Here is a 25337-nt window from a genome sequence, read left to right on the forward strand (position 1 = left end):
CCATGGGAGTCTTTCTCGCGCCGGAGTCCGCGCCCTTCCTGATTGCCACGCTGGTGATGCTTGTCATCGCGGCCGTGGAAGGGGTTGCGCTGCTGGTGGGGATGAGCGCCTCGCACTGGCTCGACAGTCTCGTATCCCACGAAGGGCATGAAGGAGGGGACGTGCCGGCCGATTCATGGCTTGGCTGGCTGCACGTGGGGCGCGTCCCGCTGCTGGTGCTCGTGGTGATCTTCCTCGCGACCTATGCCGTCATCGGCTTCCTCGCGAACATCGTCGTGCACGCGCTCTTCGGCATCTATATCCCGGCACTCATCGGCGCACCCGCGGCATTTGTCGCGACGCTGCCGGTGGTTCGCATATCCGGAGGCATGCTCGCCCGCGTGCTGCCGCGCGAGCAGAGTGCCGCCGTGTCGCTCGACTCCCTGGTGGGCCGTATCGCCACGGTGACCGGCGGCACGGCGAAGCACGGCTATCCCGCGCAAGCCCGCCTCACCACGGAATTCGGGCAGACGCTCTACGTGCTGGTCGAACCCGACCAACCGGAAACAACCTTCGGTGCCAACGACCAGGTGTTGCTCGTGAAGCGCGTAAGCGGCAAGAAGTTCGAATGCATCCGCAATCCGAAGCCGGACCTGCTTTAGATCGCAATAGGGGAAAAACAAGATGGGAGCCGTCATGCCGGACCTGCTGAACACCATCATCGTCGCGTTGATCGTCGTCGTCGCGCTGTTCGTCGTGGGGATGATTTTCTCGCGCCTGTACCAGCGCTCGTCGAAGGAACGTGCGTTCGTGCGCACCGGCCTGGGCGGCCAGAAAGTGATCATGGACGGCGGCGCGGTGAAGCTGCCGGTCTTCCACGAGCTCATCTGGGTGAACATGAACACCCTCAAGCTCGAGGTGCACCGCTCCGACAAGGACAGCCTCTTCACCAAGGACCGCATGCGGGTCGACGTGGTCGCTGCGTTCTTCGTGCGCGTTATCCCCACGGTCGAGGGAATCGCGGATGCCGCGCAGACCTTGGGCCAACGCACGCTCGATCCCGAGGCTCTGAAGGCGCTGGTGGAAGACAAGTTCGTGGACGCACTGCGTGCCGCGTCGGTGTCGATGACGATGCAGGACTTCCTCGACAAGCGCCAGGACTTCATCCAGGCCGTGCAGAACGCGGTGGCCGAGGACCTCACGAAGAACGGCCTCGAGCTCGAGAGCGTTTCGCTCACCAGCTTCGACCAGACGTCGAAGAACTTCTTCAATCCGGACAACGCATTCGACGCCGAAGGCCTGACGCGCCTCACGCAGGAAACGCAGAAGCGCAGCAAGGAGCGCAACGAGATCGAGCAGACCACGCAGGTCGCGATCGCGCAGAAGAACTTCGAGGCGACGCAGCAGAAGCTCGACATCGAGCGCAACCAGCGCCTCGCGACGCTGACCCAGCAGCAGGAGGTCGCCACCCGCGAAGCCGAGCAGGCCGCCGCGATCGCCGCCATCCAGGCGCAGCGCAAGCGCGAGGCCGAGCAGGCCCGCATCGACGCCGAACGCCAGGTGAAGGAGGCCGACGTCGCACGCGAGTTCGCGGTCAAGCAGAAGCAGATCGATGCCGACCGCAACGTGCAGATCGCGGAGATCGACCAGGCCCGCGCGACGCAGATCGCCAACCAGGAAAAGGCGATCTCGGTCGCGAAGAAGTCCGAGGAGCAGTCGCAGGCCGAGGCGAAGGCGAACGAGGCACGCGCGGGCGCCGTGAAAGCGGAGCAGCTGGTGATCACCGCCGCCGCGGTCGCCGAGGCGCAACGCGAGAAGGAGGTCGACCTCGTCGAGGCCGACAAGCAGGCCCAGGTGCAGGCGATCGGCATCAAGGTGGGCGCCGCCGCGGAAAAGGACGCCGCCGAGAACCATGCGCAGGCGCTGCGCATCCGTGCGGAAGCGAACCTGCGCAATTACGAAGTGGAAGCCGAAGGCAAGTCGATGATCAACGAGGCGATCAACAAGCTCTCGGCGGAGCAGATCGCGATGCAGGTGAAGATCGCGCTCATCACCGCGCTGCCGCGCATCATCGCGGAGTCCGTGAAGCCGATGGAGAAGATCGAAGGCATCAAGATCTTCCAGGTGGATGGACTCACGCGCTCCTCCGGCGGTGGCGGTGGTTCCGCCTCGTCCGGTGGCGGGAGTCTCGCGGACCAGGCGGTGCAGGCGGCGTTGAGCTATCGCACGCAGCAGCCGCTGATCGACGCGCTGCTCAAGGAGCTGGGCCTGAAAGGCGGCAGTCTCGCGGGGCTCACCGAGGGGATGATCGAACCGGACCCGCAACCCGCCGCGCCCAAGGCGCCCGAAAAGGGCGAGGGAAAAAAGTAGATGGATTGGCGAAGGCGACGCGCGTTTCCGTTGCGTCGCCTTGGCATCATTGGTTGCTTTGTGGCTTGGTGCGCGGGCGGTGCGTTCGCGCAGACGTTTCCGAACGGCCCGATCAGCATCGTCGTGCCGCTCGCACCCGGGGATGCCGCCGATATTTCCGCGCGGTCGATGGCCGAAGAGATGTCGCGCCGCCTCGGCGTTCCCGTACTGACAGTGAATCGCCCGGGCGCGGGCGGCGCGATCGGTGCGGCGAGCGTCGCGCATGCACGCAAGGACGGGCAGACAATCCTGTTCGCGCAGAACAGCGCGCTTACGTTTCGTCCCGCGCTCGACCCGCAGTCCGCTTCGTACGATGCGCAGAAGGATCTCGTGCCGCTCGGGATCTCGTCGCGCACGCCGAGCGTGCTCGCGGTTCGCAGCGATGCGCCCTATCGAAGCTTCGCGGAGCTGATCGAGCATGCGAAGAAGAATCCGGGTCAGGTGCGTATCGGGCACCCCGGTGCCGGGTCGGTCGGGGAGTTCTGCATCCTGCTCGTCAATGCGCTTACCGGCGTGGACCTGGTGCCGGTGCCCTATACCGGAGCCGCACCCGCGGCGACCGCGTTGCGCGGCGGCCACATTGAAGGCGCAGCGCTGTCGCTCGGCGCGCTCGGCGCGCACATCAAGGCCGGGGCGTTGCGCGGAATCGCGACCTCGAACCGGGTCGCCGAATACGCGGACATTCCGGCGTTGAAGGAACTCGGCTACCGCGAGGACCTCTTCGGTATCTGGTTCAGCTATCTCGCCCCCGCCGGGATTCCGGAGGACGCGCGCAAGGCGCTCGTCGCGGCCATCGAGCAGGCGGTCAAGGCGCCCGAGGTCGGCGCGAGGCTCGCGCCGTTCGGGATCGTCCAGGCTTACGCGACGCCGGAGCAGCAGTTGGCCGAGATACGCGAAGAGTTCAAGCGCGTCATCGAAATGGCGAAGAAGGCTGGCCTGGCGAAGTAGGCGGCGCTGCGTTCACTGCGTGCTCGGCGTGCGTCACGACGTCGTACGAGTAGAGCTGCTTGCGGAACTCGGCGTGCGCAACGAGATCCGCGTCGCGCTTGCGAAGATCCTCGACTCGCGAATCGACGCGCAGTCCGTGCTTGCGCGCTCCCAACTGGACTTCGGCCACGCGCTCGCGGCGCAAACGCTCATACGCGAGCAGGCACGCAGGCGCGCTGGCCGCGTCGGCCCGTGCAAGGATGGTGGCGAGCGCCATGCCGTCCTCGATCGCCTGGTTCGCGCCCTGGCCGAGGTGCGGCAGCATCGGATGCGCGGCGTCTCCGAGGAGGCTGAGACGGCCCCGGGTCCAGGTGGGCAGCGGTTCCCGGTCGTAGAGCGCCCAGCGATAGGTCCGGTCAACTTGTTCCAGCACCTGGCCCACGCGCGCGTCCCAGCCGTCAAATTCCCGGCGCAGCACGTCCGGATCCCCCGGCGCGGACCACGACTCCTTCATCTGCTCATCGGCCGGCACGAAGCCGACGTAGTTCACCATGTCGCCGCCGCGCACCGGGAAAACGAGGAAGTGCTTCGCGGGGCCCGCCCACATCTGCCACCGGTCCAAGGGCCAATGCGGCAAGCGCTCGCGCGGGACGAGGCCGCGGTACGCGATCGTGCCGTGGAAGACGGGCTTGGATGGAGGGAAGACGTGCGGACGCAGCTCGGAATGAATGCCATCTGCACCAATCACTACATCGGCCTCGGCGACGGCGCCGTTGGCGAAGCTCACGCGGGCGATGTCGGCGGTCTGCTCGAAGCCGACCGCGTGGTGGCCGGTGCGAAGTGTGTCGCTGGGCAGGTGCGCGGCGAGGAACTCGACGTAGTCAGCGCGGTGCATGCCAAAGCAGGCATTCCATCCCGCCGCATCGGTCACCTGCACCGGCGCTATGTGCGCGCCGTCGTGATGAAAATAGGCAGACTCCGGGCCGACGCGTGCGCCCAGGCGCTCGACCGCGCCTCCGAGTCCGACGCGCTCGAGGTGACGCACCGCATTGGGCGTGACGAAGACGCCCGCACCGGTTTCGCCGATGGCGGGAGCCTGCTCGTAGACGGTGACGCGAAGGCCGCGCGCGAGCAGCGCGTTGGCCGCGAACAGGCCACCGATGCCGCCGCCGATGATTGCGATGCTCAGACGGGCTGTCATGGACGCGGCAATGATGCCCTAGAAGTCCGCACTGTCCTCCGGATTTCGACCCTGCATGCGGCGTCATTGTAGGAGGGCACGCTCCAGGCCTGTAGGTGCCGTCCGATTCTGCCCTGAAGAGCGCAACCCACGGCCGAAACCCTCTGTCCGATTCAATGTAGCCAACTCAATAGGGGGATTCAAATGAGTCATCACTTTGGATTTGTTCTTGGCACGATCACGGTCATGGTGGTCGGTGGCGCAGTAGCGCTCGACTACGCAACGAAGGATTCTGAAAAGGCACCGAAGCCCGTGGCGAAGCCGCCCGCGGTCGTCGCCGAGTCGACGACACCGCCTGCCGAAGCCCCGACGCTGATCGCGCAAGCGCCGGCGACGGTTCCGGAAGTTCGCACCGAGGAGCCGGCTCGCGCGCCTGCGAGTGTGGCCCCATCGCCCAAGACTGCGAAGAGCGCGGCGACGAAATCCGCGAGCACGCCGCTCAGCCCGAGTCCGTCGGTGGATGAGGCGCCTGCGATGCGACCGGCACCGGACCCCGTTCCGGAGCCGAAGCCCGCCGAGCCGGTCCCGCCGTCACCGATCGAGCAGCCGGCGAAGAGTGACCCGCCCAAGAGCGAAGAGGGTTAACGAAACAGCGGCGGCAAAACAAACGCCCAGCCTTTCGAGGTTGGGCGTTTTCATTGAAGCCGGACGAATCGCGGGCCGACCTCTACGGACCCTGCTCATAGAGTGGGCGCGTCTCGCGGACGAATATTTCGCGCAGCCACTGGTTGCCGGGGTCGCCGTGATAGCGCTCGTGCCACACCAGCGAGAGGTGCGTCACGGGCAGCTTGATCGGGGGCCTGAAGATACCCAGGGGCACCAGGCGCGCCATCGATTTCGCGATGCCGAGCGGGACTGTCGCCACGAGATCGGTCTTGGCGAGGATCGCGCCCACGGGAAAGAAGTGCCCGACCTGGATGGCGATCGTCGCATCGATCGCGCGTAACGCTTTCTCGATGACCTCACCGTGCCTGACGCCCGCACCGGCGGGCCGCACGAGCAGGTGTCGCGCGCGCCGGAATGCGGCGAGCGTGATTCTAGAGCGAAGGGTGGGATGATCCCTTCGCACGATCGTCGCGTAGCCGGGCTTTCCAAGGATTTCCTCGTGGAGCGGAGCCTTCACCGGGAAATTCGAGAGCGCGAGGTCGACCTGGCCGTCGGCCAGTGCGGCGCGCGCCTGCGTCGGCGGAAGCGCGATGGTCCGGAGCCGGATGCCCGGCGCGTTGCGCAGCGCCTTCATGAGGAGCGGCAGTTGCACCACCTCGCCGATGTCGGCCATCCCGATCGTGAAGAGGCGCGTCGACGTGGCCGGATCGAAGCGAGGGGGCTCGAAGCTCGAGCGGATGATCGACAGTCCTTCGGCGACTCTGGGGGCGACCTGGTCCGCGACCTGCGTGGGCGCGACGCCCCGCGGCGTTCGAAGGAAAAGCGGGTCCCCGAAGACGTGACGCAAGCGCCCGAGCGCGTGGCTGATCGCCGGCTGGCTGAGTCCCAGCCGAATCCCGGCCTCGGTCAGGCTGCGAGCCTGGTAGACCGCATCGAAGATGACCAGCAGGTTGAGGTCCACACGCCTGCCGAGCGTTCCGATTTCGTGTTTCATGGCGCCTCCGCGGATCGGATATCGATGCTTCGAATGTGACTTATACGCGATATTCATTTCCAATATGCAGCGGCGCGGGCGTAGGCTCGTTGCCAGGTCGTCTCCACGAGGGCATCCATGAATCCGCTGCAGCGTTTCCTTGCAACACTGCTCACGTTGGCGCTGCTTCCGGCCGCGGCCGAGTATCCCGAAAGGCCGATCAAGCTGCTCGTCGGCGTTCCCCCGGGCGGCGCGTCGGATGCCGCGGCGCGATTGATCGGGCAATCGCTCGCGAAATCGCTGGGCCGTCCCGTGATCATCGAGAACCGGCCCGGTGCCGGCGGCAGCATTGCGACGCAGGCGGCCATTGCCGCCGCGCCCGATGGCTACACGCTCCTCTGGGCGATGTCCTCGATGACCGGCCTGCCATTGCTCCAGAAGTCGGCGCCCTTCAAGTCCTTCTCCGAATTCACGCCCGTGTCGATGGTGTGCCGGCTTCCCCATGGGCTGTACGTGCATCCTTCCGTACCCGCTTCATCGGTGGCGCAGCTTGTGGCCTATGCGCGTGCGAATCCGGACAAGCTGAACTACGCGACGGGCCCGCTCAGCGAATACATGGCTGCGGTGCAGTTCATGAAGGCGAGCGGGACGACCATGGTCCGCGTGCCCTACAAGGGAGGCGCGCCGGCGCTCATGGATGTCGTCGAGGGGCGCGTGCAGGTCTACTTCACACCGCTCGCCCAGGCACTGCCCCAGGTGAAGGCGGGAAAGCTGCGGATGCTAGCGACCCTCATGCCCGCGCGCAGCGAACAGGCGCCCGACGTACCGACGATGGCCGAAGCGGGACTCGACGTTTCCATTCCCAACTGGAATGCGATCGTCGCGCCGCCTGGAACGCCTTCGGCCATTGTCGAGCGACTCGCACGGGAGGTTGGACGCGCCCTGGAGGATCCGGCCCTGCGCGCGGCGCTTGCGACGCAGCACCTGGTGGCCGAGGGTTCGACGCCGACCCAGTTGGCGAACGCCATTGCCCAGAGCGCGCAGACATGGCGGCGCTTCGTCACCGAGAACGACGTTCCCCAGGAATAGCCATCGCGCGACGTGCGCGACGCCGTTGCGGCCCCGCTCAGTTCATCAGCAGGCGCGGCAGCCAGAGCGAGAACGAGGGGACGTAAGTGACCAGCAGCAGCGCGGCGATGAGCGCCGTGTAGAACGGCCAGATCGTGCGCATCACTTCGCCCACCGAGATGCCGCCGATCGCGCAGCCCACGAACTGCGTGGTGCCCACGGGCGGGGTGTTCAGCCCCAGCGCGCAGTTGATCAGCATCACCATCCCGAACTGCACCGGATCCATGCCGTACTGCATCGCGATCGGCAGGAAGATCGGCGTGCAGATGAGGATGGTGCTCGCCATGTCCATGAACGTGCCGAGCAGGAACAGGATGATGTTGATGATGAGGAACACCATCAAGGGGTTCGTCGAGATGCTGCCGACGGCCGCACCCGCGAGGTCGGCTACCTGGTAGAGCGCCGCAAGGTACTGGAACATCGTCGACACGCCGATGAGCAGCAGCACCACGCCCGTGGTCTTCACGGCCTTGGCGGCGGCCTTGAGGAACTTCTCGCGCGTCATCGTCCGGTAGACGAAGATCGTGAGGCCGATCGAGTACACCACCGCTACCGCCGCGGATTCCGTTGCCGTGAACACGCCCGAGAGGATGCCCACCAGGATGATCACGATGATCAGCAATCCGGGCGCGGCCGCGGCCATCGAGCGCCATAACGCGTTCCAGCCCGGGAAGGTGCCCGCCGGGTAGCCGCGCTTGACCGCCACGAGGTACGCGGCGACGAGCATGCAGATGGTGAGTACGACCGCAGGCACGACGCCTGCGGCGATGAGCGAGCTCACCGACACCTTCCCGCCCGCGGCGAGCGAATAGATGATCATGTTGTGGCTCGTGGGCATGAGCGCGCCGACGAGCGAGGCGTGGGTCGTCACGTTGACCGCGTAGTCGACGTGGTAACCCTCCTTCTTCATCATCGGGATCATCACCGTGCCCATCGCGGAGACGTCCGCCGTGGGCGAACCCGACACGCCGCCGAAGAGCGTGCACGCGACGACGTTCGACATCCCGAGGCCGCCGCGGATGTGGCCGATCATGTTGCGCGCGAGCGCGACGATCTTGTCGGCGATGCCCCCGTGCAGCATCAGCTCTCCGCTGAAGACGAAGAACGGGATCGCGAGGAACGAGAAGATGTTCATCCCGGACATCATTTGCTGGAAAAGAACGGCGATCGGCAGACCCTCGTAGAGGATCGTGCAGATCGCCGACAACCCGATCGCGAACGCGACCGGGACGCCCAACACCAGCAGGAGGATGAAGCTGACCGCGAGGATCGTCAGTGCCACGCCGGCTCCACTTCTTCTCCGTCCAGCAGCGCGAGGATGTGCTCGATCGAGAACAGCACGATCAGCGCGCCGGAAAGCACGAGCGGCACGTATCGCACCGACTCGGGCAGGTTGATGTTCGCAAGCTTGTACGAGGCCACGGAGTACCCGAGGATCCAGCCGTTCCACATCATCGCGGCGCCGAAAAGGCCGATGAGGACGTGGATCACGATCTCGAGCTTCAGCCGCACGCGCTCGGGAACGAGGATCAGCAACGACTCCATGCCGATGTGGCCGGCATCGCGCACGCCGACCGCCGCGCCGATCAACGTCACGTAAAGAACGAGCACCAGCGCGAGGTTTTCAGTCCACGTGGGGCTGTCGTTCATCACGTAGCGGCCAAAGACCTGCCAGGCCACGATCACGACGATGAAGACCAGCCCGGCGACGGCGAAGTACGCGCCGTAACGCGCGAGCACCGCGTTCACGCGGGTGAGCAGGCGGAGTCGCCGGGGCGATTGCCCCGGGCGTGTGGCGTCATTCATCCGGGAGACCTACTTCGTTTCCTGGATGCGCTTCACGAGGTCCTTGAGCTTCGGCGTCGAGGCGAACTTCTCGTACACAGGCTTCATCGCATCGATGAACTCCTGCTTGTTCGCGATCGGGACCACCTGGATGCCGGCCTTCTCGACGATGGCGCGCGACTTCACCTCGCGCTCGTCCCAGAGCTTGCGCATGTACGGCACCGATTCCTTCGCCGCCTTGCGGATCTGCGCCTGCTCGTCCTTCGAGAGCCCGTCCCACACCTTCTTCGAGAACACCAGCATTTCGGGGACCAGCGAGTGTTCGGAGAGGTTGTAGTACTTCGCGGCCTCGAAGTGGCGCGAGGATTCATACGACGGCCAGTTGTTCTCTGCGGCGTCGACGATGCCGGTCTTGAGCGCCGTATAGACCTCGCCGTAGGGCATCGGTGTGGCGTTGGCGCCCAGCGCCTGGACCATCGCGACGAAGAGATCCGACTGGATCACGCGCACCTTCATGCCCTTCAGGTCGGCCATGGACTTCACCGGCTTCTTCACGGTGTAGAAGGAGCGCGCGCCGCTGTCGTAGAACGCGAGGCCCACGAGCCCCTGCGATTCCATCGCCGCGAGGATCTCTTCGCCGATCGGGCCATCGAGCACCTTGCGCATGTGTTCGACGGAACGAAAGAGGAAGGGAAGGCCCACGATGATCGTCTCGGGCACGACGCTGTTGAGCGGCGCCACGTTGATGCGCGTCATGTCGAGCGCGCCGATCTTCAGTTGCTCGATCGTGTCCTTCTCGGTGCCCAGCGCGCCGTTCGCGTACACGCGCAAGGCGAGCTTTCCGCCGGAGTTCTTCTTCAGCGTTTCGCCCATCTGATCGACGGCGAGTGTGGTCGGGTAGTCCTTCGGGTGCACTTCGGCCGAGCGGAAATCCCGGGCGGTGGCCAGCGGGGCGGCGGCGGTGGCGGCGAGCGCGCAGGCCGCGATCGCGGTACGGAGCATCAGGCTCATGTGGTTCTCCTCGTTGTCGTCAGGCGTTGTGCTTCGGGGCGCCGAATTCGGCTTCGGGCAGCCCCTGGATTCCGGGCCGCAGTGCGAATAACGCACCCGCGGCCGGTTGGTCGACGAGGTCCGCCTCTTTGGCCGGACGTATCGACGTCACGTACAGGGTATCGAAATTGACGCCTCCAAAGGCGCACATCGAAGGCTTCTTCACCGGCAGCGCGATGCTGCGGTCGAGCTTGCCCTCGGGCGTGAAGCGCAGGAGCTGGCCCGCGTCATTGGCGCAGGTCCAGTAGCAGCCGTCGGCGTCCACCGCGGCGCCGTCGGGGCGCCCCGGATGCAGGTTCATGTCGACGAAGAGCCGCTTGTTGCTCGGCGTCCCCGTGTCGGTGTCGTAGTCGAAGGCCCACACGAGCTGCGCCTTCGGGTTCGAGTCCGAGAGGTACATGCGATCGCCCTTGGGCGACCACGCAAGCCCGTTCTGCGTCATGAGCCCGTTCTCCACCGGACCGGTGAGTCCATGGAGCGCGCTGTAGCGATAAAGCGCGCCGACCGGATGGGCCGCGGGAATGTCCTGGTGCATCGTGCCCGCCCAGAAGCGGCCCTGCCGGTCGCAGCGCCCGTCGTTGAAGCGCATGTTGGGCATGGGCATCGCGGGGGCCGCGAGGCGCGTGGAAGAAACGGTGCCGCCGTTGCCGAGGCGCAGCGCGAAGATGCCGGTCTCGAGGCCGGCGATGATGCCGCCCTCGGCGTCGAACGCGATGCACGCAACCTGCTCGGGACCGGTCCACGCATCGATGCGTCCGCTCGCGGGATCGAGGCGATGGATCTTCTTCGCGGGAATGTCCACCCAGTAGAGCGCGGATTCGGACGTGCGCCACACGGGCGACTCGCCGACCGTGAAGAGGGGGTCCGACAGTCTTTCGATCGCCGCCATGCCCGCCTCAGTCGTCGAACGGACCGGCGGTGACGAACGCGCCACCCTGGAAGATCGCGACGGGGTTGGACGGATCGAGCGGGGGACCGGCCGCCTCGACGCGTGCGCGGAACACTTCCGACGTGTCGCGCGGCTTGAAGCCGATGTGCTCGGCCTTCGCGTTGTCCCACCACGTCACCTTGTTGTCGGAGGCGCCGAAGATCACCGTGTGCCCGACCTTGGGCGCGAAGAGCGCGCGCCGCACGAGCTCGATGAGATCGGCGTAGCTCAGGTACGTGGCGAGCATCCGCCGGTCCTTGGGCTCGGGAAACGAAGAGCCGATGCGCAGGCACGCGGTCTCGATGCCGTAGCGGTCGAAGTAGAAGCGCGAGAGGTTCTCGCCGAAGCACTTGCTGACGCCGTAGAGGCCGTCGGGGCGCACGGGGTCATCGGCATCGATGCGGTCGGCCTGCTTGTAGAAGCCGGTGACATGATTGGAGCTCGCGAACACCGCGCGCTTCACGCCGTGCTTGCGCATCGCTTCGTACACGTTGAAGAGGCCAACGATGTTCGCTTCGAGGATCGGATCGAAATTCGTCTCGACCGACACGCCGCCGAAGTGCACCACCGCGTCGCAGTCCTCGACCAGCCGGTGCACGGCGGCCTTGTCGCCCAGCTCGCAGAGCACGACTTCCTCGCCCGTCTTCGCCGTGCCGATGTCCACGCGGTCGGACACGCGCAGCACGGACGCGAAGGGCTTCAGCCCCTCGCGAAGCACCTTGCCCAGGCCGCCCGCGGCGCCGGTCAGCAGGATGCGGCGGTATTCTTGTCGTGCGTCATTCATGGATCACCGTGTGGGGCGTCGCGGAGGAGCGGGCGGATGAGTGGCTGGAAAGGGAAAACGTTTTCCGCATTTTGCGAGGACGGGTTATCCTTGTCAAGGCGAAGGGAATCCGGGGGCGCATGGGCGACCCCTCCCGCCATCGCCAGAAACCCGGAAAACGTTTACTGATGAAGAAGCGACCCACCATCCGCGACGTCGCCGCCCTTGCGGGCGTCTCGATCGCCACCGTCTCGAAGTTCATCAACTCGACGCAGCGCTTCACGGCGGGGGTCGAGCGCAAGATCCAGGCGGCGATCGACGAGCTCGAGTACCACTCGAACCCGCTCGCGCGCAGCATGATCACCGGCAAGACGGGCGCGGTCGGCGTGGCGATCCTCGACATCTCCAACCCCCACTTCACCAACATCGTGAAGGGGGCGAACCGCGTGGCGCTCGAGCACGGCTACAACCTGCTGTTCGTTGATACCGAGGAGAGCCAGGCGCGCGAGGACGAACTGCTCATCGCGTTGAGCCGGCGCGTCGATGGCCTGATCGTGAGCACGCGCATGCCCGAGGAGCAGCTCCATCGCGTCCTGGGGTTCGGAAAGCCCGTCGTGTTCTCCGGGCGCCCCGCGCCCAAGGGCTCGCCCAGTATCGCGGTCGACGCCTACGCCGCGGCCTACATGATCGGCGAGCTCCTCGTGAAGCAGGGGCACCGCAACATCGCCTACGCAGGCTTCGCGCCGGCGCGGCCGGATACGGAGCGCATGCGCGGTTTGAGCGAGTGCCTCCAGACGCATGGCCTCCCGCTCACGCGCTTCGAGGTCCGCGGTCCCACGATCGTCGAAGGCGAGCAGGTCTGCGCGGGGATCGTCCTGCGCAAGGACCGGCCCGACGCGGTGGTTTGCTACAACGACATGGTGGCGATCGGCTTCATGAGCGTGGCGAAGTCGCTCGGCATTTCCATTCCCGACGACATGTCGGTGGTGGGCATCGACAACATTCCGTTCGGGCGCTTCACCAGCCCCGCGCTCACGACGGTCGACACGCAGAGCGAACGCCTGGGCGAGGAGGGCATGCGCATGCTCTTCCGCGAGATCGCCGGCGAGCAGACATCCGAGGCCGGCCACGTGCTCATCGAGCCGCGCCTGGTCATGCGCGATTCCACTCGCGTGCGCCACTCCGAGGCGGCGGCCGCCTCCATCGCCAAGGCGCGAAAGCGCGCCCGCTGATACCTATTCAATACGCGCGCGGCCCGGCGCCGGGGCGTGAAGGTAACAAGTTTCCCGATGGTAGTAAACGTTTTCTTTTTGCCGGCGGAGCAGGCCGGGGCGGACGCCGACAGCAATGTTGAATTACCAAGCGGCGTCCATAAATACATATAAAACAATAGGATAGTCGGCATCCCCGCGATCCAACTCATCCCCATGGAAGCCTTGATCCCGAACCGGACCTTTGTTGACACCATCCGTCCGATCCCGCTAGATTAGAAAAACGTTTCCCTTCCCGCGGTCGGTACCCCCAGGAGCCGGCCGCGGGACAGGTGGGAAACAAGAGGCGCACCGCTCGCGCTTCAACCCAAGACCAAGAGAGTCTCAGGAGGAGTGAGAAACATGAAGAACCAGAAAAGGTTTTCCCTTTCGCCCATCGCGCTCGCCGTGATGGCCGCCATGATGTTCCAGGCCCAGCAGGCGCAAGCGCAGGCGCCCGCGGCAGCGAAGCCTGGCGACACGCCCGACAAGGTCGAGAAGGTGACCGTCACGGGTTTCCGCCAGTCGCTCGAGAGCTCGCTCAACGCCAAGCGCGAAGACACGAACATCGTCGACGTCATCAAGGCGGAAGACATCGCGAAGTTTCCCGACTCCAACATCGCCGAATCGCTGCAACGCGTTCCGGGCGTGGTGATCGACCGCGACGCGGGCGAAGGCCGCAACATCACGGTCCGCGGCCTGGGTCTCGACTTCACGCGCGTACGCATCAACATGTTCGAGGCGCTCGCGACCACGGGCGGCACGGACAGCTCCGGTGGCGCCAACCGCTCGCGCGGCTTCGACTTCAACGTCTTCGCCTCCGAGCTCTTCACCACCCTCACGGTGAGGAAGTCGATGTCGGCCGACGTCGAGGAAGGCTCGCTCGGCGCGACCGTCGACCTGCAGACCGCGCGTCCCTTCGACTATCCGGGCTTCACCGCCACGGCGTCGCTCCAGGGCCGCTACAACGATCTCTCCGAGAAGACGGACCCGCGCGCCGCGTTCCTCATCTCGACCCGCTTCGCCGAGGACCGCGTCGGCGTGCTTCTCTCCGGCTCGTTCGGCAAGCGCAACCTCTACGAAGAGGGCTTCAGCACGGTGCGCTGGGACAACGGCGGATCGTCGGGCGGCTGGTGCGCTCCTATCGGCGTGACGGCGAACCCGAACACATCCACCGCGACCACCTGCGGCCCGGCCGCGCAGGGCGTGAACCGCCTGCCTGCCTCCGCGGGTGCGACCGACGCCTACAACACGGCGAGCAACAACAACAACTTCCACCCGCGCCTGCCGCGTTATGGACGCCTCACGCACGAACAGGACCGCACCGGTGTTACCGGCTCGATCCAGTGGAAGCCCGTGACCGGCACGTTGCTCACGTTCGACATGCTGTACTCGAAGCTCGATGCGACCCGCCAGGAGGACTTCCTCGAGGCGATCTCCTTCAGCCGCTCCGCCGCGCAGGGCGGCAAGCCGCAGACCAGCGTGCTTTCCACGGGCTACGACTCGAACGGCTCGCTGCTCTACGGCGTGTACAACGGCGTCGACATCCGTTCCGAGTCGCGCTACGACGAGCTTTCCACGACCTTCAAGCAGCCGAGCCTCCAGTGGGAGCAGGACATCGGCGATCGCATGAAGCTCACGGCGCGCATCGGCCGCTCCGATTCCAAGTTCGACAACCCGGTGCAGACCACGACCACGCTCGACGCGCTGAACGTCAACGGCTATGGCCTCGACTTCCGCGAGAACTCGCGCATGGGTGCGATCACCTATCCGTTCGATCCGGCGAGCGCCACCAACAACCCGCTCACGCTGCTCGGCGTGCCGCGCGTCACCACCGGCACGCAGCCCGCGACGATCCCGAACACCACGACGAGTGAAATCCGGATCCGTCCGCAAGGCGCGACCAACAAGATCGACACCGGCCACATCGACCTGAACTACGAACTGACGCCGGCGGTGTCGCTCAAGGGCGGCCTCGACTACAAGAAGTACAAGTTCGACACGTTCGAGTTCCGCCGCGTCAACCAGAACGACACGATCTTCGCGCCGCCGGCGGGCACGAGCATGGCCGACCTCACGACGACCATCTCCGGCTTCGGCCGCGGGCTGGATCTTCCGGGCGGCACGGTCACCTCCTGGGTGATCCCGAACCTGAACGCGATCGTCAACGCGTACAACATCTACTGCAATTGCCTGCAGTCCGGTCCCGCGGGCGGGCCTGGCGACTACACGCTGTCCTCGATCACCAACGGCAACGCGCGCGGCAACAACCGGAAGGTGACCGAAGAGGACACGGGCGGCTTCTTCATGGCGGACTTCTCGTCGACCGCGTTCGGCTACAGCTACAAGGGCAACGCCGGCGTGCGCTACGTGAAGACCAAGGTGAACGCCATCGGCTACCAGGCCACGGGCGGCGGCACGGAAGTCCAGGTCGACACGGACTACGACGATTGGCTGCCTTCGGCCAACCTCGCGGTGAGCCTCTCGAAGGACATCATGCTGCGCTTCGCCGCGTCCAAGGTGATGGCGCGTCCGCAGCTCGGCAACCTCTCGCCGGGCGGCGCGATCGCCACCACGGGCAACCTCACGATCACGGCGGGCAACCCGTACCTGCAGCCGTTCCGCGCGAACACGTTCGACGCGAACTTCGAGTGGTACTTCGACAAGAACGCGCTGCTGGGCGTCGGCCTGTTCTACAAGGACATCAACACCTACATCCAGCAGCTGCGCACGAACGTCCCGTACAACCAGACGGGTCTTCCGCTCAACCTGCTGCCCGCGAACTTCACGGGCGAGGAAGTGTTCGCAGTCACCACGCCGGTGAACACGAAGGGCGGTCCGCTCAAGGGCATCGAAATCAACTACCAGCAGCCGTTCACGTTCCTGCCCGGCATCTGGAAGAACTTCGGCGCCCTGGTCGCGTACACGTACGTGAAGTCGGAGATCAACTACCTCATTTCGCCCACCGCGGAATTGACGATCACCGACGACCTGCTCAACCTCTCGCCGCGCTCCCTGTCGGGTACGCTTTACTATGACGACGGCGTGTTCAGCGTCCGTGTCTCGGCAACGTCGCGCGATTCGTTCCTGACCCGCGTCCCGGGCCAGAACAACAACGACGTCGAGGGCAAGAACAAGACGACGAACGTGGACATGTCGATGTCATACAAGCTCACGCCGAACGTCGATCTCACGTTCGAAGGCGTCAACCTGACCAATGAAGCCAACGACCAGTACATCTCGAGCTCCCGCAACAGCCCCGTGGTCTACCACGTCACGGGCCGTGAATACATGCTGGGAGTGCGGGTCAAGTTCTGAAGCCGCAAGAAACCGCCAGGCGCATGCGTGACGTCCTGCGCATAGCCGCCCTGGCGGTGCTTCTCTCCGGGGGCTGCGAACTCGCTTTCGCAGCCCCCGGTTCTTCTGGAGGCGTGCGCGTGATCCTCGTGGGCGATTCCACGCTGGCGCCGCGCACGGGCTACGGCAACACCCTCTGCTCGTACTTCCGTCCCGAGGTCGAGTGCGTGAACCTCGCGCGCGGCGGGAGGAGCTCCATGAGCTTCCGCGCCGAAGGGCTGTGGAAGGGCGTGCAGGAGTTGCTGGCCGACGGTTCGCGCACGACCTACGTCCTCGTGCAGTTCGGCCACAACGACCAGCCGGGCAAGCCCGGACGCTCGACGGACCTTTCCACGGAATTTCCGGTGAACATGCGCCGCTACGTCGACGAAGTGCGCGAGCGCGGCGCAATCCCGGTGCTGCTCACACCGCTCACGCGCCGTTCATTCCGCGACGGCGCGCTGGTCAACGATCTCGCGCCCTGGGCCGACGCCACGCGCGAGGTGGGCAAGGCAACCGGCGTGGCGGTGCTGGAGATCAATGCCGAGAGCGCCGCCGCCGTCTCGCGCATGGGCAGCACGGAAGCCGACACGCTCGCCATGCCGCCGCCGGATTTCGATCGCACGCACCTGGGTTCGAAGGGCGGGGCGTATTTCGCGCGCCTGGTCGCGCGCCACCTCGGCCGCGCGGTGCCCGACCTGGCACCCTTGTTGACGGTGCGCCCGCAGCTCAACGAAGCGCAGGCCGCACGCTACGCCTACCGCGCGGTGCTGGCCGGCGATCCTCGCGATGGCTGGGATCCGCTCACCGATCCGTTCGCGACCCGCACCGTGCCGCTGGTCGATGCCACGGTCGATCGTGCGGCGAAAGCCGATGGACAGCGAACGTTTGCGACCGTGCAATCGGCGATCGACGCCGCCTCGACCCGCACGGGGCGAATGCGCATCCTCGTGAAGCCCGGCGTCTACGAGGAGCTGATCTACGTTCCCGACACGGGTGCGTCGATCACGCTCGTGGGCGGAGGCAGCAACGCCGGCGAGACGCGCATTCGCGCGAACCTCTTCTCGCGGATGACGGGCGAGCGCTACGCGGCAGCGTACGGCGCTGCGTTCGCCAACTCGCCCCCGGCCATCGCCGCGATGCATGCCTCCGTGAAGGAGCGCGCCGAGATCGGCACCGCGGGCTCATCGGTCGCGTGGATTCGCGGCGCGGGCTTCCAGGCGCGCAACCTCACCTTCGAGAACGCCTACAACCGGGGCGTGGGCGACGAGCGCGGGCAGAACCAGGCGGTCGCGATGCAAGTCGACGGCGCGGACAAGGTGCAATTCGACGACGTGCGCTTCCTGGGTTTCCAGGACACGCTCTACCTCAAGTCCTCGGGCGGCAAGATCCCGCGCATCTTCATCCATCGCTCGCAGGTCCACGGCGACATGGATTTCATCTTCGGCGACGCGACCGCGTACTTCCTCGATTCCGAGATCCGCACGATCGGCGCGTTCCGCAAGGAATCCTTCGCGCTCGCGCCCAGCACGCACCATGCGACGCGTTTCGGCTTCGTCTTCCACCGCTGCGCATTCACGGCCGACGATTCGGCCAACGCCCGCGCCGGTGTCTTCAAGCTCGCGCGCCAGTGGCCGCAGGGGCAGAAGCCTGAAGCGGTGGGCAAGGCCATCATCCTCGAGTCGCGCATCGGCGCGCATATCGACAAGCTGCAGCCGTGGGCATCGTGGAACGCGCCCGGTTCGCCGCGCTATCGGGTGGTGCAATACGATTCCGATGATTACCTGGGGTACGCCGCGGGGCCGATGCCGGCCGAGCCGTACCTCGCCGAATTCCGCAACACGCACGATTGAAGGAGAACCTGATGCGCCAAGCCCTCGTCTCGCTGGCCCTTGCCGGCCTCGTCGCCACCACCGCAGCCGCACAAGCACCGCAGCCCGCGTTCCCCGGGGCCGTGGGCTGGGCCGCCGTCACTCCGGGAGGCCGCGGCGGCAAGATCATCCGCGTGACCAACCTCAACGCCGACGGGCCCGGGTCGCTGTTCGCGGCGCTCAAGGAGAAGGGCCCGCGCATCATCGTGTTCGAAGTGGGCGGCGTCATCGACATGGGCCGCAAGGAATGGAAGATCACCGAGCCGTACTTCACGATCGCGGGGCAGACCGCGCCCTCGCCCGGGATCACGCTCATCAAGGGCGGCCTGGACTTGCGCACCAACGACGTGATCATCCGGCACATCCGCGTGCGCACCGGCGCGGACGGGCAGGCGAAGCGCAGCGGCTGGGAAGCCGATGCATTCTCGACCGTGTCCGCCAACCGCGTGATCGTCGACCACTGTACGTTCAGCTGGGCGATCGACGAGAACATGTCCGCATCCGGTCCGCGCTTCACCGGCGCCACACCCGATGACTGGCGCAATGGCACGAGCCGCAACATCACCTTCCAGTACAACCTCGCCTCGGAAGGCCTCGCGGACTCCAGCCACCCGAAGGGCGAGCATTCGAAGGGCTCGCTGATCCACGACAACGTCACCAACATCCTCATCTGGCGCAACATCTACGCGCACAACGTCGAGCGCAGCCCGCTCTTCAAGGGCGGCGTGCGCGGTGCGGTCGTGAACAACCTCATCTACAACCCGGGCAAGCGCGCGATCCACTACAACCTCATGGCGCTCGAATGGGGCAATCGGCCGTACCAGGTGGGCCAGATGAGCGCCGTGGGCAACGTGCTGCGCGGCGGACCGTCGACCGACGAGCGCCTCTCGTTCTTCATGCTCGGTGGTGACGGCGACATCGAGTACTACGCCAAGGACAACGTCGCGGTGGACAAGCACGGCGCGCCGCTGCCGATGTTCGGCCGCTACGGAATCACGAAGGCGAAGCTCATCGAGGCGAAGGAGCCGGTGTCCTGGCCCGCGGGCCTGCCGGTGATGCCGGCCGCGGATCTCGAGACCCACATCCTCGCGGAGGCCGGTGCGCGCCCCTGGGATCGCGACGAAGACGATATCCGGGTGCTTTACTTCATCGCCGAGGGCCGTGGCGAGATCATCAACGACGAGAAGGACGTGAGCGCGTATCCGAAACAGAAGGAAACGCGCGCGCCCTTCGTCGAAGCGGACTGGAACCTGGAAACGATGGAGCCGAAGTCGGGCGTGTACCCGAAGAAGGCCGCGCGCTAGGCGCGGCCTCCGTCACTCAGTTCCGCTTGATGATCTCGTCGATCAACCCATAGCCCGGGAAGTCGGCGTAGATGATGCCGACGCGGCCGATCCCCAGCGTCTTGAGGGTGTCGTACATCAGGGTGTTGGTGCCCTCGAAGGCGATGGTGCAGATGCCGATCGCGCAATTGACGCGCGGGAACATCTTGCAGCAGTTCTTCCAGCCCGGCGTGGTCTTGCCCGTTGCCAGGCGCGGCGCGCCCGTGCCGGGGCTCGAGTGCCCGCTCGCGATGAAGTAGGGGAACGAGCCGCCCGAGGCGCTGAGGAAGTTCACGTAGACCTTGTTGGCGTCGCCCCTGAAGGCGTCCTGGACCTGGGCCGAGACCTTGTTCCACTTGCCCTCGAGGTCCCAGTTGGTCTTCACGCTGAAGTCGTCCTGGATGTCGAAGGTGTTCCACATCAGGCCCCAGGTCTTCGTGGCCGGCCGGAAGTCCTGCAGGACGACGATCTTCCCGCGCACTTCTCCCAGCGTGGGGTTGGTGCCCGTTCCCGTCCAGAACAGGCCCGGATACTTCGCCACATAATCTTCGAAGGTCTGCTCGAAGGTGCGCGTGTTGCCGTCTGGCGTGTGCTCTTCCTTGACGCGCATCAGGATGGTCTCCCTCGGATTCGCCTTGAGGAAGGCCTGCGCGGTGTTGAGGACGTCGCGGAAATCCGCCTTCTGGTCGATGATCCCGTGGTAGATCGGGAAGCCGTTCTTCACGTGACGGCAGCGGATATCGAGCGCGCGAATGCCCGAGTTGAGCTGCGTGGCCAGCGGCATCGATTGCGTCTTCGCGATGTCGCCGCCGTGATGGGACATGGTGTCGTGCGACCCGGGCACGCTGAGCTCGCTGATCTTCCTGCCGTCGGCCAGCGCGCCCATCCACGAGGGCTTGCTGTAGTTGCCGCCGGGGCCGGAGTCGTGCGAGTAGCCGGGGTTGTTGTGCGCGAGTGCGGCAAAGGGGGTTGCAAGTGCGGCCGCGAGCGAGATCGCCCGCGCGGTGCGCGAAAAGACATTCGTGATCATTGGGTGAATCTCCCTGTAGTTGTGACGCCAGCATAGTCGCGAGCCCCGATCCAGTCATCAGGACGTAAGGCCCCGGGCCACTACGACCAAGGTCTTAGGGGAGTTATCCACAATCGCGGTGCGATCGCGCGCGGGATGGTTCGGCGCACTAGAATTTTGCGATGCCCCTCAAGACGACAGCCGGCAACCATGGCGCGGCCGCCAAGGGCCGCGGCGCGACGATCAATCCCGAAGGACGCTTCGAGAAGTGGGCGCGCGGCGAAACCGATGACGGCTGGTTCCAGGAGCCGGAGGACGGACCGAGCAAGCCGAAGACGGTGATCGCGATCGAGCGCGCGAAGAGCATCATTTCGCGCAACGATTCGCCCGACATCGGTTTCAACCAGTCGCTCAATCCGTACCGCGGCTGCGGGATCGGCTGCCCCTACTGCTACGCGCGGCCCAGTCACGCCTACCTGGGACTCTCGCCGGGCCTCGACTGGGAAACGCGCCTCAGCGCGAAGACCAACGCCGCGGAGGTGCTGCGCGAGGAGCTCGCGAAGCCCGGCTACCGCTGTGAAACGATCGTGATCGGCGTGAACACCGATGCGTACCAACCCATCGAGCGCGAGCACCGCATCACGCGATCGGTGCTGGAAGTCATGCTCGAAACGCGCCACCCGGTCGGGCTGATCACCAAGTCCGCGCTGATCGAGCGCGACATCGATCTTCTTTCGCAGCTCGCACGCGAGCGGCTGGTGAACGTCACTATCACCGTCGTCACACTCGATCACGGTATCTCGCGCTACCTCGAGCCCCGGGCGAGCGCCCCGGCGCGGCGCCTGCTCGCCATCCGCCGGCTTTCCGAGGCCGGCATCCCGGTCAACGTGAACGTCGCGCCCGTGATTCCCTACCTCACCGATTCGGAGCTCGAATCCATTCTCGAAGCGACCGCGGAGGCTGGTGCCCGCACCGCGTCGTACACGCTGCTTCGGCTGCCCTGGGAAGTGAAGGAGGTCTTCCGCGCGTGGCTCGAGGAGCGCTTCCCGTTGAAGGCCGCGCACGTGATGTCGCGCGTGCACGAGATGCGCGGCGGGCGCGACAACGACCCGAACTTCGGCAGCCGCATGAAGGGGCAGGGGCTTTTCGCGGAACTGCTGAAGCAGCGTTTCGCGAAGGGCCTCGAGCGATTCGGATTGACGCGCGGCGACTATGCGGTCGATGCGTCGAAGTTCACGCCACCCTCGCGCCACGGGCAGGCCCGGCTTTTCTAGCTCAGCCGCGCCCGTGTACGCTTGCTGCATGGCGAACACCCTGCCGATCGAATCGCTGCACGGACATCCGGATTTCCGCACGCTCGCGAGCATTGCCGGAATCGGTGTCGATCTCCGATACGCGAGCCCCCACAATTTCGTCGGCAGCGATCTCTATGCGCCCTTCGATTGCGCGTGGATCCATCGCGAAGGCGCCGCGCGCCTGGCGCAGGCGGTCGATGCGCTCACGACGCGCCGCCCGGACCTGCACCTCGTCGTGCTCGATGCGCTGCGGCCGCAACGCGTGCAGGAGCGGCTCTGGGCGCGGCTCGAGGGCACGGGCCTGCAGATCTACCTGGCGCCCCCCTCGCGCGGCTCGATCCATTCCTTCGGCATGGCGGTGGACATCACGCTCGCCGATCGCGAGGGCCGCGAACTCGACATGGGAACGCCGTTCGATGACCTCACCGAGCTCTCGCACCCCGTGAAGGAAGACGAGCACGTCGCCCAGGGCAAGTTGAAGGCCGAGCACGTCACCAATCGCCGCCTGCTGCGCGAGGTAATGCAGGAAGCCGGCTGGCAGGGCATCTCGCGCGAGTGGTGGCACTTCGACGGCGGCGACCGCGAGCGCATCCGCAACGAATTCGTCCGCGTTCTCTAGCGAGGACTTTCCATGAGCTCACGCCGCCGTTTCCTCGAACTCTCCGCCGCGGGCGCATTCGCTCTTGCTTCGCCGCGGCTCCATGCGAAGGATCCCATGAAGAAACTCGGCGTGGCCCTCGTCGGCCTCGGCATGTACTCGACCGGCCAGCTCGGCCCGGCACTCAAGCAGACGAAGCACTGCCGCCTCAGCGCGGTGGTCACCGGCTCGCCCGAGAAGGGCCGCCAGTGGGCGCGCGACTATGGCTTTCCGGAGTCAAGCGTCTACGGCTACGACACGATGGGCCGCCTCGCCGACAACAAGGACGTGGACATCGTCTACGTCGTGACGCCGCCCGCGCTGCACGCGCGCGACTGCATCGCCGCGGCGAAGGCGGGCAAGCACGTGCTCTGCGAGAAGCCGATGGAAGTGAGCACCGCGCAGTGCGACGTGATCATCAACGCGTGCAAGGCCGCGGGCGTGAAGCTCTCGATCGGCTATCGGCTCCACTTCGATCCGTTCCACGAGGAGCTGCGCAAGCTCGTGCGTTCGCAGGAGTTCGGTCCGTTCATGACGATGACGGGCGGCTTCGCGTTTTCGATGCAGAAGGCGCAATGGCGCGCAGAGAAAGCGCTCGCCGGTGGCGGCCCGTTGATGGACCTCGGCATCTACGTCGTGCAGGAAGCGTGCATGGCTGCCGGCGCCACGCCGGTTGCAGCCACGGCCACCGTGCATCCCAAGAAGCGGCCTGAGTTCTTCAAGGACGTCGAGGAAAGCATCTCGTGGACGCTGGAGTTCCCGAACGGCGCGAAGTGCGAGTCCTTCACGAGCTACGACGCCGGCCGCAACGACTTCCGCGCCGAAGCGAAGGGCGGCTGGTTCGAGTTGAAGCCCGCGTTCAACTACGGCGGGATCGCCGGCGCCACGAGCCGCGGTCCGCTCGTGATCGCGGGCGTGAACCAGCAGGCGCTGCAGATGGACGACTTCGCGCTATGCGTACTCAACGGCCAGGAATCGCGCGTCGGCGGCGCGATGGGCCGGCGCGACATGGCGATCGTCGAGGCGATCTACGCGTCCGCCGCGGGGGGCGGGAAGCGGGTGGAAGTCAGGTAGGTGGTCGGACTCGAATGATTTTGGAGTCAAGAATCCTTGGAGAAAATAGCCTCCATTGGATTCCAAAACGCCTCCATTGGAGTACCCGCCTGCGATGTGAATTCGTGCGTTACAGGTCGACGAGCCACGCCTGGATTTGACGTCTCGTGCGGGTACTCCAATGGAGGCGTTTTGGAATCCAATGGAGGCTATTTTCTCCAAGGATTCTTGACTCCAAAATCATTCGAGCCCGACCCCGCCCCGTCTACTTCAGCGTCGCGGCCCACTCGACGAGCGCGTCGACCAGCGGCCGCGCGACGCCCTTCTTCGCGTTCTCGTGGTTGATGATCGCGACCACGATGCGTGTCTCGCCCGCGGCGGTGCGCAGGTAGCCCGCGAGCCCCGTCGAATCCTTGAGCGTGCCCGTCTTGAAGCGCGTGCCCTCGGCGATGGCGACGCCGCGCAACCGCGTGCGCATGCCGCCGCCATCGTGGCCGACGATCGGCAGGCTCGCGGCGAATTCCGCCGACCACACGCTGTGCGCGCCGGCGCGCAACACCGCGGCGAGCTGCGAGGCCTTCACGCGCTCCTTGCGTGAAAGCCCCGAGCCGTTCTCGAGCACGAGCCCCGCGTCGTCGATGCCGCGCTGCTTCATCCAGGCGCGCACGAAGCGCTCCGAGCGTTCCGCGGTCGGCAGCAACGGGCCATCGGGCGGGCGCGCGCCGATCGTGAGGTAGGTCACGCGCGTGATCGGGTTGTCGGAACGCTTGTTGATGTCGTGCAGCACCTGCGAGAAGGCGCGCGAGCGGTGCGTCGAGAGGACGATCGCATCCGTGGGAGCGACGCCGTCGCGGGTCTTGCCCGTGAACGTCCCGCCCAAACGAGTCCACAGCGCGCGGAACAGGCGATCGGCGAAGGCCACGCGCTCGATCACGTTGATCTCGGTGGATGCGTTGCAGCGGCGCGGGAACTCGCCCTGCAGGCGCACGTGGATCGTCCCGGCGCTTTCCTTCACGACCGGAATCGTCCAGAAGTCTTCCCAATCCTCGCAGGGCTTGTCGACGAGCTTCATCTCGCCGGCTGACACAACGACACCTTCGAGTGGCGTGGAGACGAGGACGCGCATCGCCTTCTCGTCGGCCGAGAGCTCGAGGCGCATCAGGTTCGTGTTGAGCAGCACCGCGTCGGGAACGACGTTGTAGCGGAACTCGGGGGCCTCGTCGAAGGGAGGCAGGCCCACGTCGGTGCGCGCGGGATCGAAAAAGGTGCGGTCGAGGATGAAGTCGCCGCGGATCTCGCGGATGCCGCGCGCCCGCAGGCCCGTGAGCATTCGCTCGAAGGCCGCGGTGTCGAGATCCACGTCCGCGAAGCCCTTGAGCACGAGATCGCCCTCGAGCACGCCGTCGACAGCCTCGGCGCGCGTGCGAAGCTCGGCCGAGCCGCGATAGCCGGGCCCGAAGGTCTCCAGCGCGACGAGCGCCGTGAGGAGCTTCAGCGTGGAAGCGGGCGCGACGGGGCGGTCAGCGTGGTGCGACGCGAGCGTCGCACCATCGCCGGGCCGCTGCACCACGAGGGTGATTGCATCCTCGGGAATGCCGGCGGCGCGGGCCTGCCGGGCGATCGAATCGGGAATTCCGGCGGCAACGGCCGGGTGACCGGCCGCGAGCAGCGCGCCGGCTAGCATGAAGCGGGCGATCATGGAAGGGGAGCGGGAGTGTCGTTGAGAACACGGACATTAGCCATTTGTAATATTGCCGCAAATTCAGCAGAATCGTC

Annotated in this window: 21 protein-coding genes; 12 read left to right on the top strand and 9 right to left on the bottom strand. The window is 66.0% G+C overall.

Features of this window, described 5'->3' with window-relative positions; genetic code table 11:
* Positions 1 to 2 precede the first annotated feature (2 nt).
* Genes DSM104440_RS07230 through DSM104440_RS07240 form a run of 3 tightly spaced genes read left to right on the top strand, consistent with a single transcriptional unit; the run spans position 3 to position 3336 of the window.
* Positions 3 to 641, top strand: coding sequence for a YqiJ family protein (locus tag DSM104440_RS07230; protein ID WP_171161348.1), 639 nt, complete (start codon positions 3 to 5; stop codon positions 639 to 641).
* Between the two features lie 34 nt (positions 642 to 675).
* Positions 676 to 2349 carry a flotillin family protein gene (locus tag DSM104440_RS07235; protein ID WP_171161349.1) on the top strand — a complete coding sequence of 558 codons (1674 nt, stop codon included), beginning with the start codon at positions 676 to 678 and terminating at the stop codon, positions 2347 to 2349.
* A 60-nt stretch (positions 2350 to 2409) separates the two neighbouring features.
* Positions 2410 to 3336 (top strand): Bug family tripartite tricarboxylate transporter substrate binding protein, encoded by a 927-nt coding sequence (locus DSM104440_RS07240; RefSeq protein ID WP_171161350.1) that lies wholly within the window; start codon positions 2410 to 2412, stop codon positions 3334 to 3336.
* Here the strand turns inward: DSM104440_RS07240 and DSM104440_RS07245 are convergent.
* Positions 3299 to 4516 carry an FAD-dependent monooxygenase gene (locus tag DSM104440_RS07245; RefSeq protein ID WP_212758255.1) on the bottom strand — a complete coding sequence of 406 codons (1218 nt, stop codon included), beginning with the start codon at positions 4514 to 4516 and terminating at the stop codon, positions 3299 to 3301. The two genes, DSM104440_RS07240 and DSM104440_RS07245, sit on opposite strands and share 38 nt — an antisense overlap.
* Before the next feature lie 183 nt (positions 4517 to 4699).
* Between DSM104440_RS07245 and DSM104440_RS07250 the strand changes: the two genes are divergently transcribed.
* Positions 4700 to 5140 (top strand): hypothetical protein, encoded by a 441-nt coding sequence (locus DSM104440_RS07250; protein ID WP_171161351.1) that lies wholly within the window; start codon positions 4700 to 4702, stop codon positions 5138 to 5140.
* Between the two features lie 82 nt (positions 5141 to 5222).
* On the opposite strand, the gene DSM104440_RS07255 is transcribed toward DSM104440_RS07250, so the two are convergent.
* A complete protein-coding gene (locus DSM104440_RS07255; protein ID WP_171161352.1) occupies positions 5223 to 6155 on the bottom strand; it encodes a LysR family transcriptional regulator in 933 nt (310 codons plus the stop codon).
* Positions 6156 to 6272: 117 nt separating this feature from the next.
* Here DSM104440_RS07255 and DSM104440_RS07260 point away from each other — a divergent pair, with 117 nt between their 5' ends.
* Entirely contained in the window at positions 6273 to 7223 is a 951-nt protein-coding gene (locus DSM104440_RS07260; protein ID WP_171161353.1) for a Bug family tripartite tricarboxylate transporter substrate binding protein, read from the top strand.
* A gap of 37 nt (positions 7224 to 7260) precedes the next feature.
* On the opposite strand, the gene DSM104440_RS07265 is transcribed toward DSM104440_RS07260, so the two are convergent.
* From DSM104440_RS07265 to DSM104440_RS07285, 5 genes are read right to left on the bottom strand one after another with little or no spacing between them, the layout of a single operon-like run.
* Positions 7261 to 8544, bottom strand: coding sequence for a TRAP transporter large permease (locus DSM104440_RS07265; protein ID WP_171161354.1), 1284 nt, complete (start codon positions 8542 to 8544; stop codon positions 7261 to 7263).
* Entirely contained in the window at positions 8535 to 9068 is a 534-nt protein-coding gene (locus tag DSM104440_RS07270) for a TRAP transporter small permease (RefSeq protein ID WP_171161355.1), read from the bottom strand. The genes DSM104440_RS07265 and DSM104440_RS07270 overlap by 10 nt, the downstream gene beginning before the upstream one ends.
* Positions 9069 to 9077: 9 nt before the next feature.
* Positions 9078 to 10058, bottom strand: a complete 981-nt coding sequence (locus DSM104440_RS07275) for a TRAP transporter substrate-binding protein (protein WP_212758256.1) — start codon at positions 10056 to 10058, stop codon at positions 9078 to 9080.
* Positions 10059 to 10077: 19 nt separating this feature from the next.
* A complete protein-coding gene (locus DSM104440_RS07280; protein ID WP_171161356.1) occupies positions 10078 to 10986 on the bottom strand; it encodes an SMP-30/gluconolactonase/LRE family protein in 909 nt (302 codons plus the stop codon).
* Positions 10987 to 10993: 7 nt separating this feature from the next.
* A complete protein-coding gene (locus DSM104440_RS07285) occupies positions 10994 to 11809 on the bottom strand; it encodes an NAD-dependent epimerase/dehydratase family protein (RefSeq protein WP_171161357.1) in 816 nt (271 codons plus the stop codon).
* Positions 11810 to 11976: 167 nt separating this feature from the next.
* Here DSM104440_RS07285 and DSM104440_RS07290 point away from each other — a divergent pair, with 167 nt between their 5' ends.
* From DSM104440_RS07290 to DSM104440_RS07305, 4 genes are all read left to right on the top strand, one after another.
* On the top strand, positions 11977 to 13020 hold the full coding sequence (locus DSM104440_RS07290) for a LacI family DNA-binding transcriptional regulator (RefSeq protein WP_212758257.1): 1044 nt from the start codon (positions 11977 to 11979) through the stop codon (positions 13018 to 13020).
* 381 nt (positions 13021 to 13401) lie between these two features.
* Positions 13402 to 16356 carry a TonB-dependent receptor gene (locus DSM104440_RS07295; RefSeq protein WP_171161358.1) on the top strand — a complete coding sequence of 985 codons (2955 nt, stop codon included), beginning with the start codon at positions 13402 to 13404 and terminating at the stop codon, positions 16354 to 16356.
* Between the two features lie 23 nt (positions 16357 to 16379).
* Complete coding sequence (locus DSM104440_RS07300; RefSeq protein WP_171161359.1) at positions 16380 to 18227, top strand: pectinesterase family protein; 1848 nt, start codon at positions 16380 to 16382, stop codon at positions 18225 to 18227.
* 11 nt (positions 18228 to 18238) lie between these two features.
* Positions 18239 to 19549, top strand: a complete 1311-nt coding sequence (locus DSM104440_RS07305) for a pectate lyase family protein (protein ID WP_171161360.1) — start codon at positions 18239 to 18241, stop codon at positions 19547 to 19549.
* 16 nt (positions 19550 to 19565) lie between these two features.
* Here the strand turns inward: DSM104440_RS07305 and DSM104440_RS07310 are convergent, their stop codons facing one another.
* Positions 19566 to 20597: a phosphatidylinositol-specific phospholipase C gene (locus DSM104440_RS07310; protein ID WP_171161361.1), complete on the bottom strand. Its 1032-nt coding sequence runs from the start codon at positions 20595 to 20597 to the stop codon at positions 19566 to 19568.
* 161 nt (positions 20598 to 20758) lie between these two features.
* Here DSM104440_RS07310 and DSM104440_RS07315 point away from each other — a divergent pair, with 161 nt between their 5' ends.
* Genes DSM104440_RS07315 through DSM104440_RS07325 form a run of 3 tightly spaced genes read left to right on the top strand, consistent with a single transcriptional unit; the run spans position 20759 to position 23582 of the window.
* Positions 20759 to 21850, top strand: coding sequence for a PA0069 family radical SAM protein (locus DSM104440_RS07315; protein WP_171161362.1), 1092 nt, complete (start codon positions 20759 to 20761; stop codon positions 21848 to 21850).
* Positions 21851 to 21878: 28 nt separating this feature from the next.
* Positions 21879 to 22490: a M15 family metallopeptidase gene (locus tag DSM104440_RS07320; protein WP_171161363.1), complete on the top strand. Its 612-nt coding sequence runs from the start codon at positions 21879 to 21881 to the stop codon at positions 22488 to 22490.
* Between the two features lie 12 nt (positions 22491 to 22502).
* On the top strand, positions 22503 to 23582 hold the full coding sequence (locus DSM104440_RS07325; RefSeq protein ID WP_171161364.1) for a Gfo/Idh/MocA family protein: 1080 nt from the start codon (positions 22503 to 22505) through the stop codon (positions 23580 to 23582).
* Positions 23583 to 23826: 244 nt separating this feature from the next.
* Here DSM104440_RS07325 and dacB read toward each other — a convergent pair whose 3' ends face one another.
* Entirely contained in the window at positions 23827 to 25260 is a 1434-nt protein-coding gene (dacB, locus tag DSM104440_RS07330) for a D-alanyl-D-alanine carboxypeptidase/D-alanyl-D-alanine endopeptidase (protein WP_171161365.1), read from the bottom strand.
* Positions 25261 to 25337 lie beyond the last annotated feature (77 nt).

This window comes from Usitatibacter palustris (assembly GCF_013003985.1).
Taxonomy (GTDB): domain Bacteria; phylum Pseudomonadota; class Gammaproteobacteria; order Burkholderiales; family Usitatibacteraceae; genus Usitatibacter; species Usitatibacter palustris.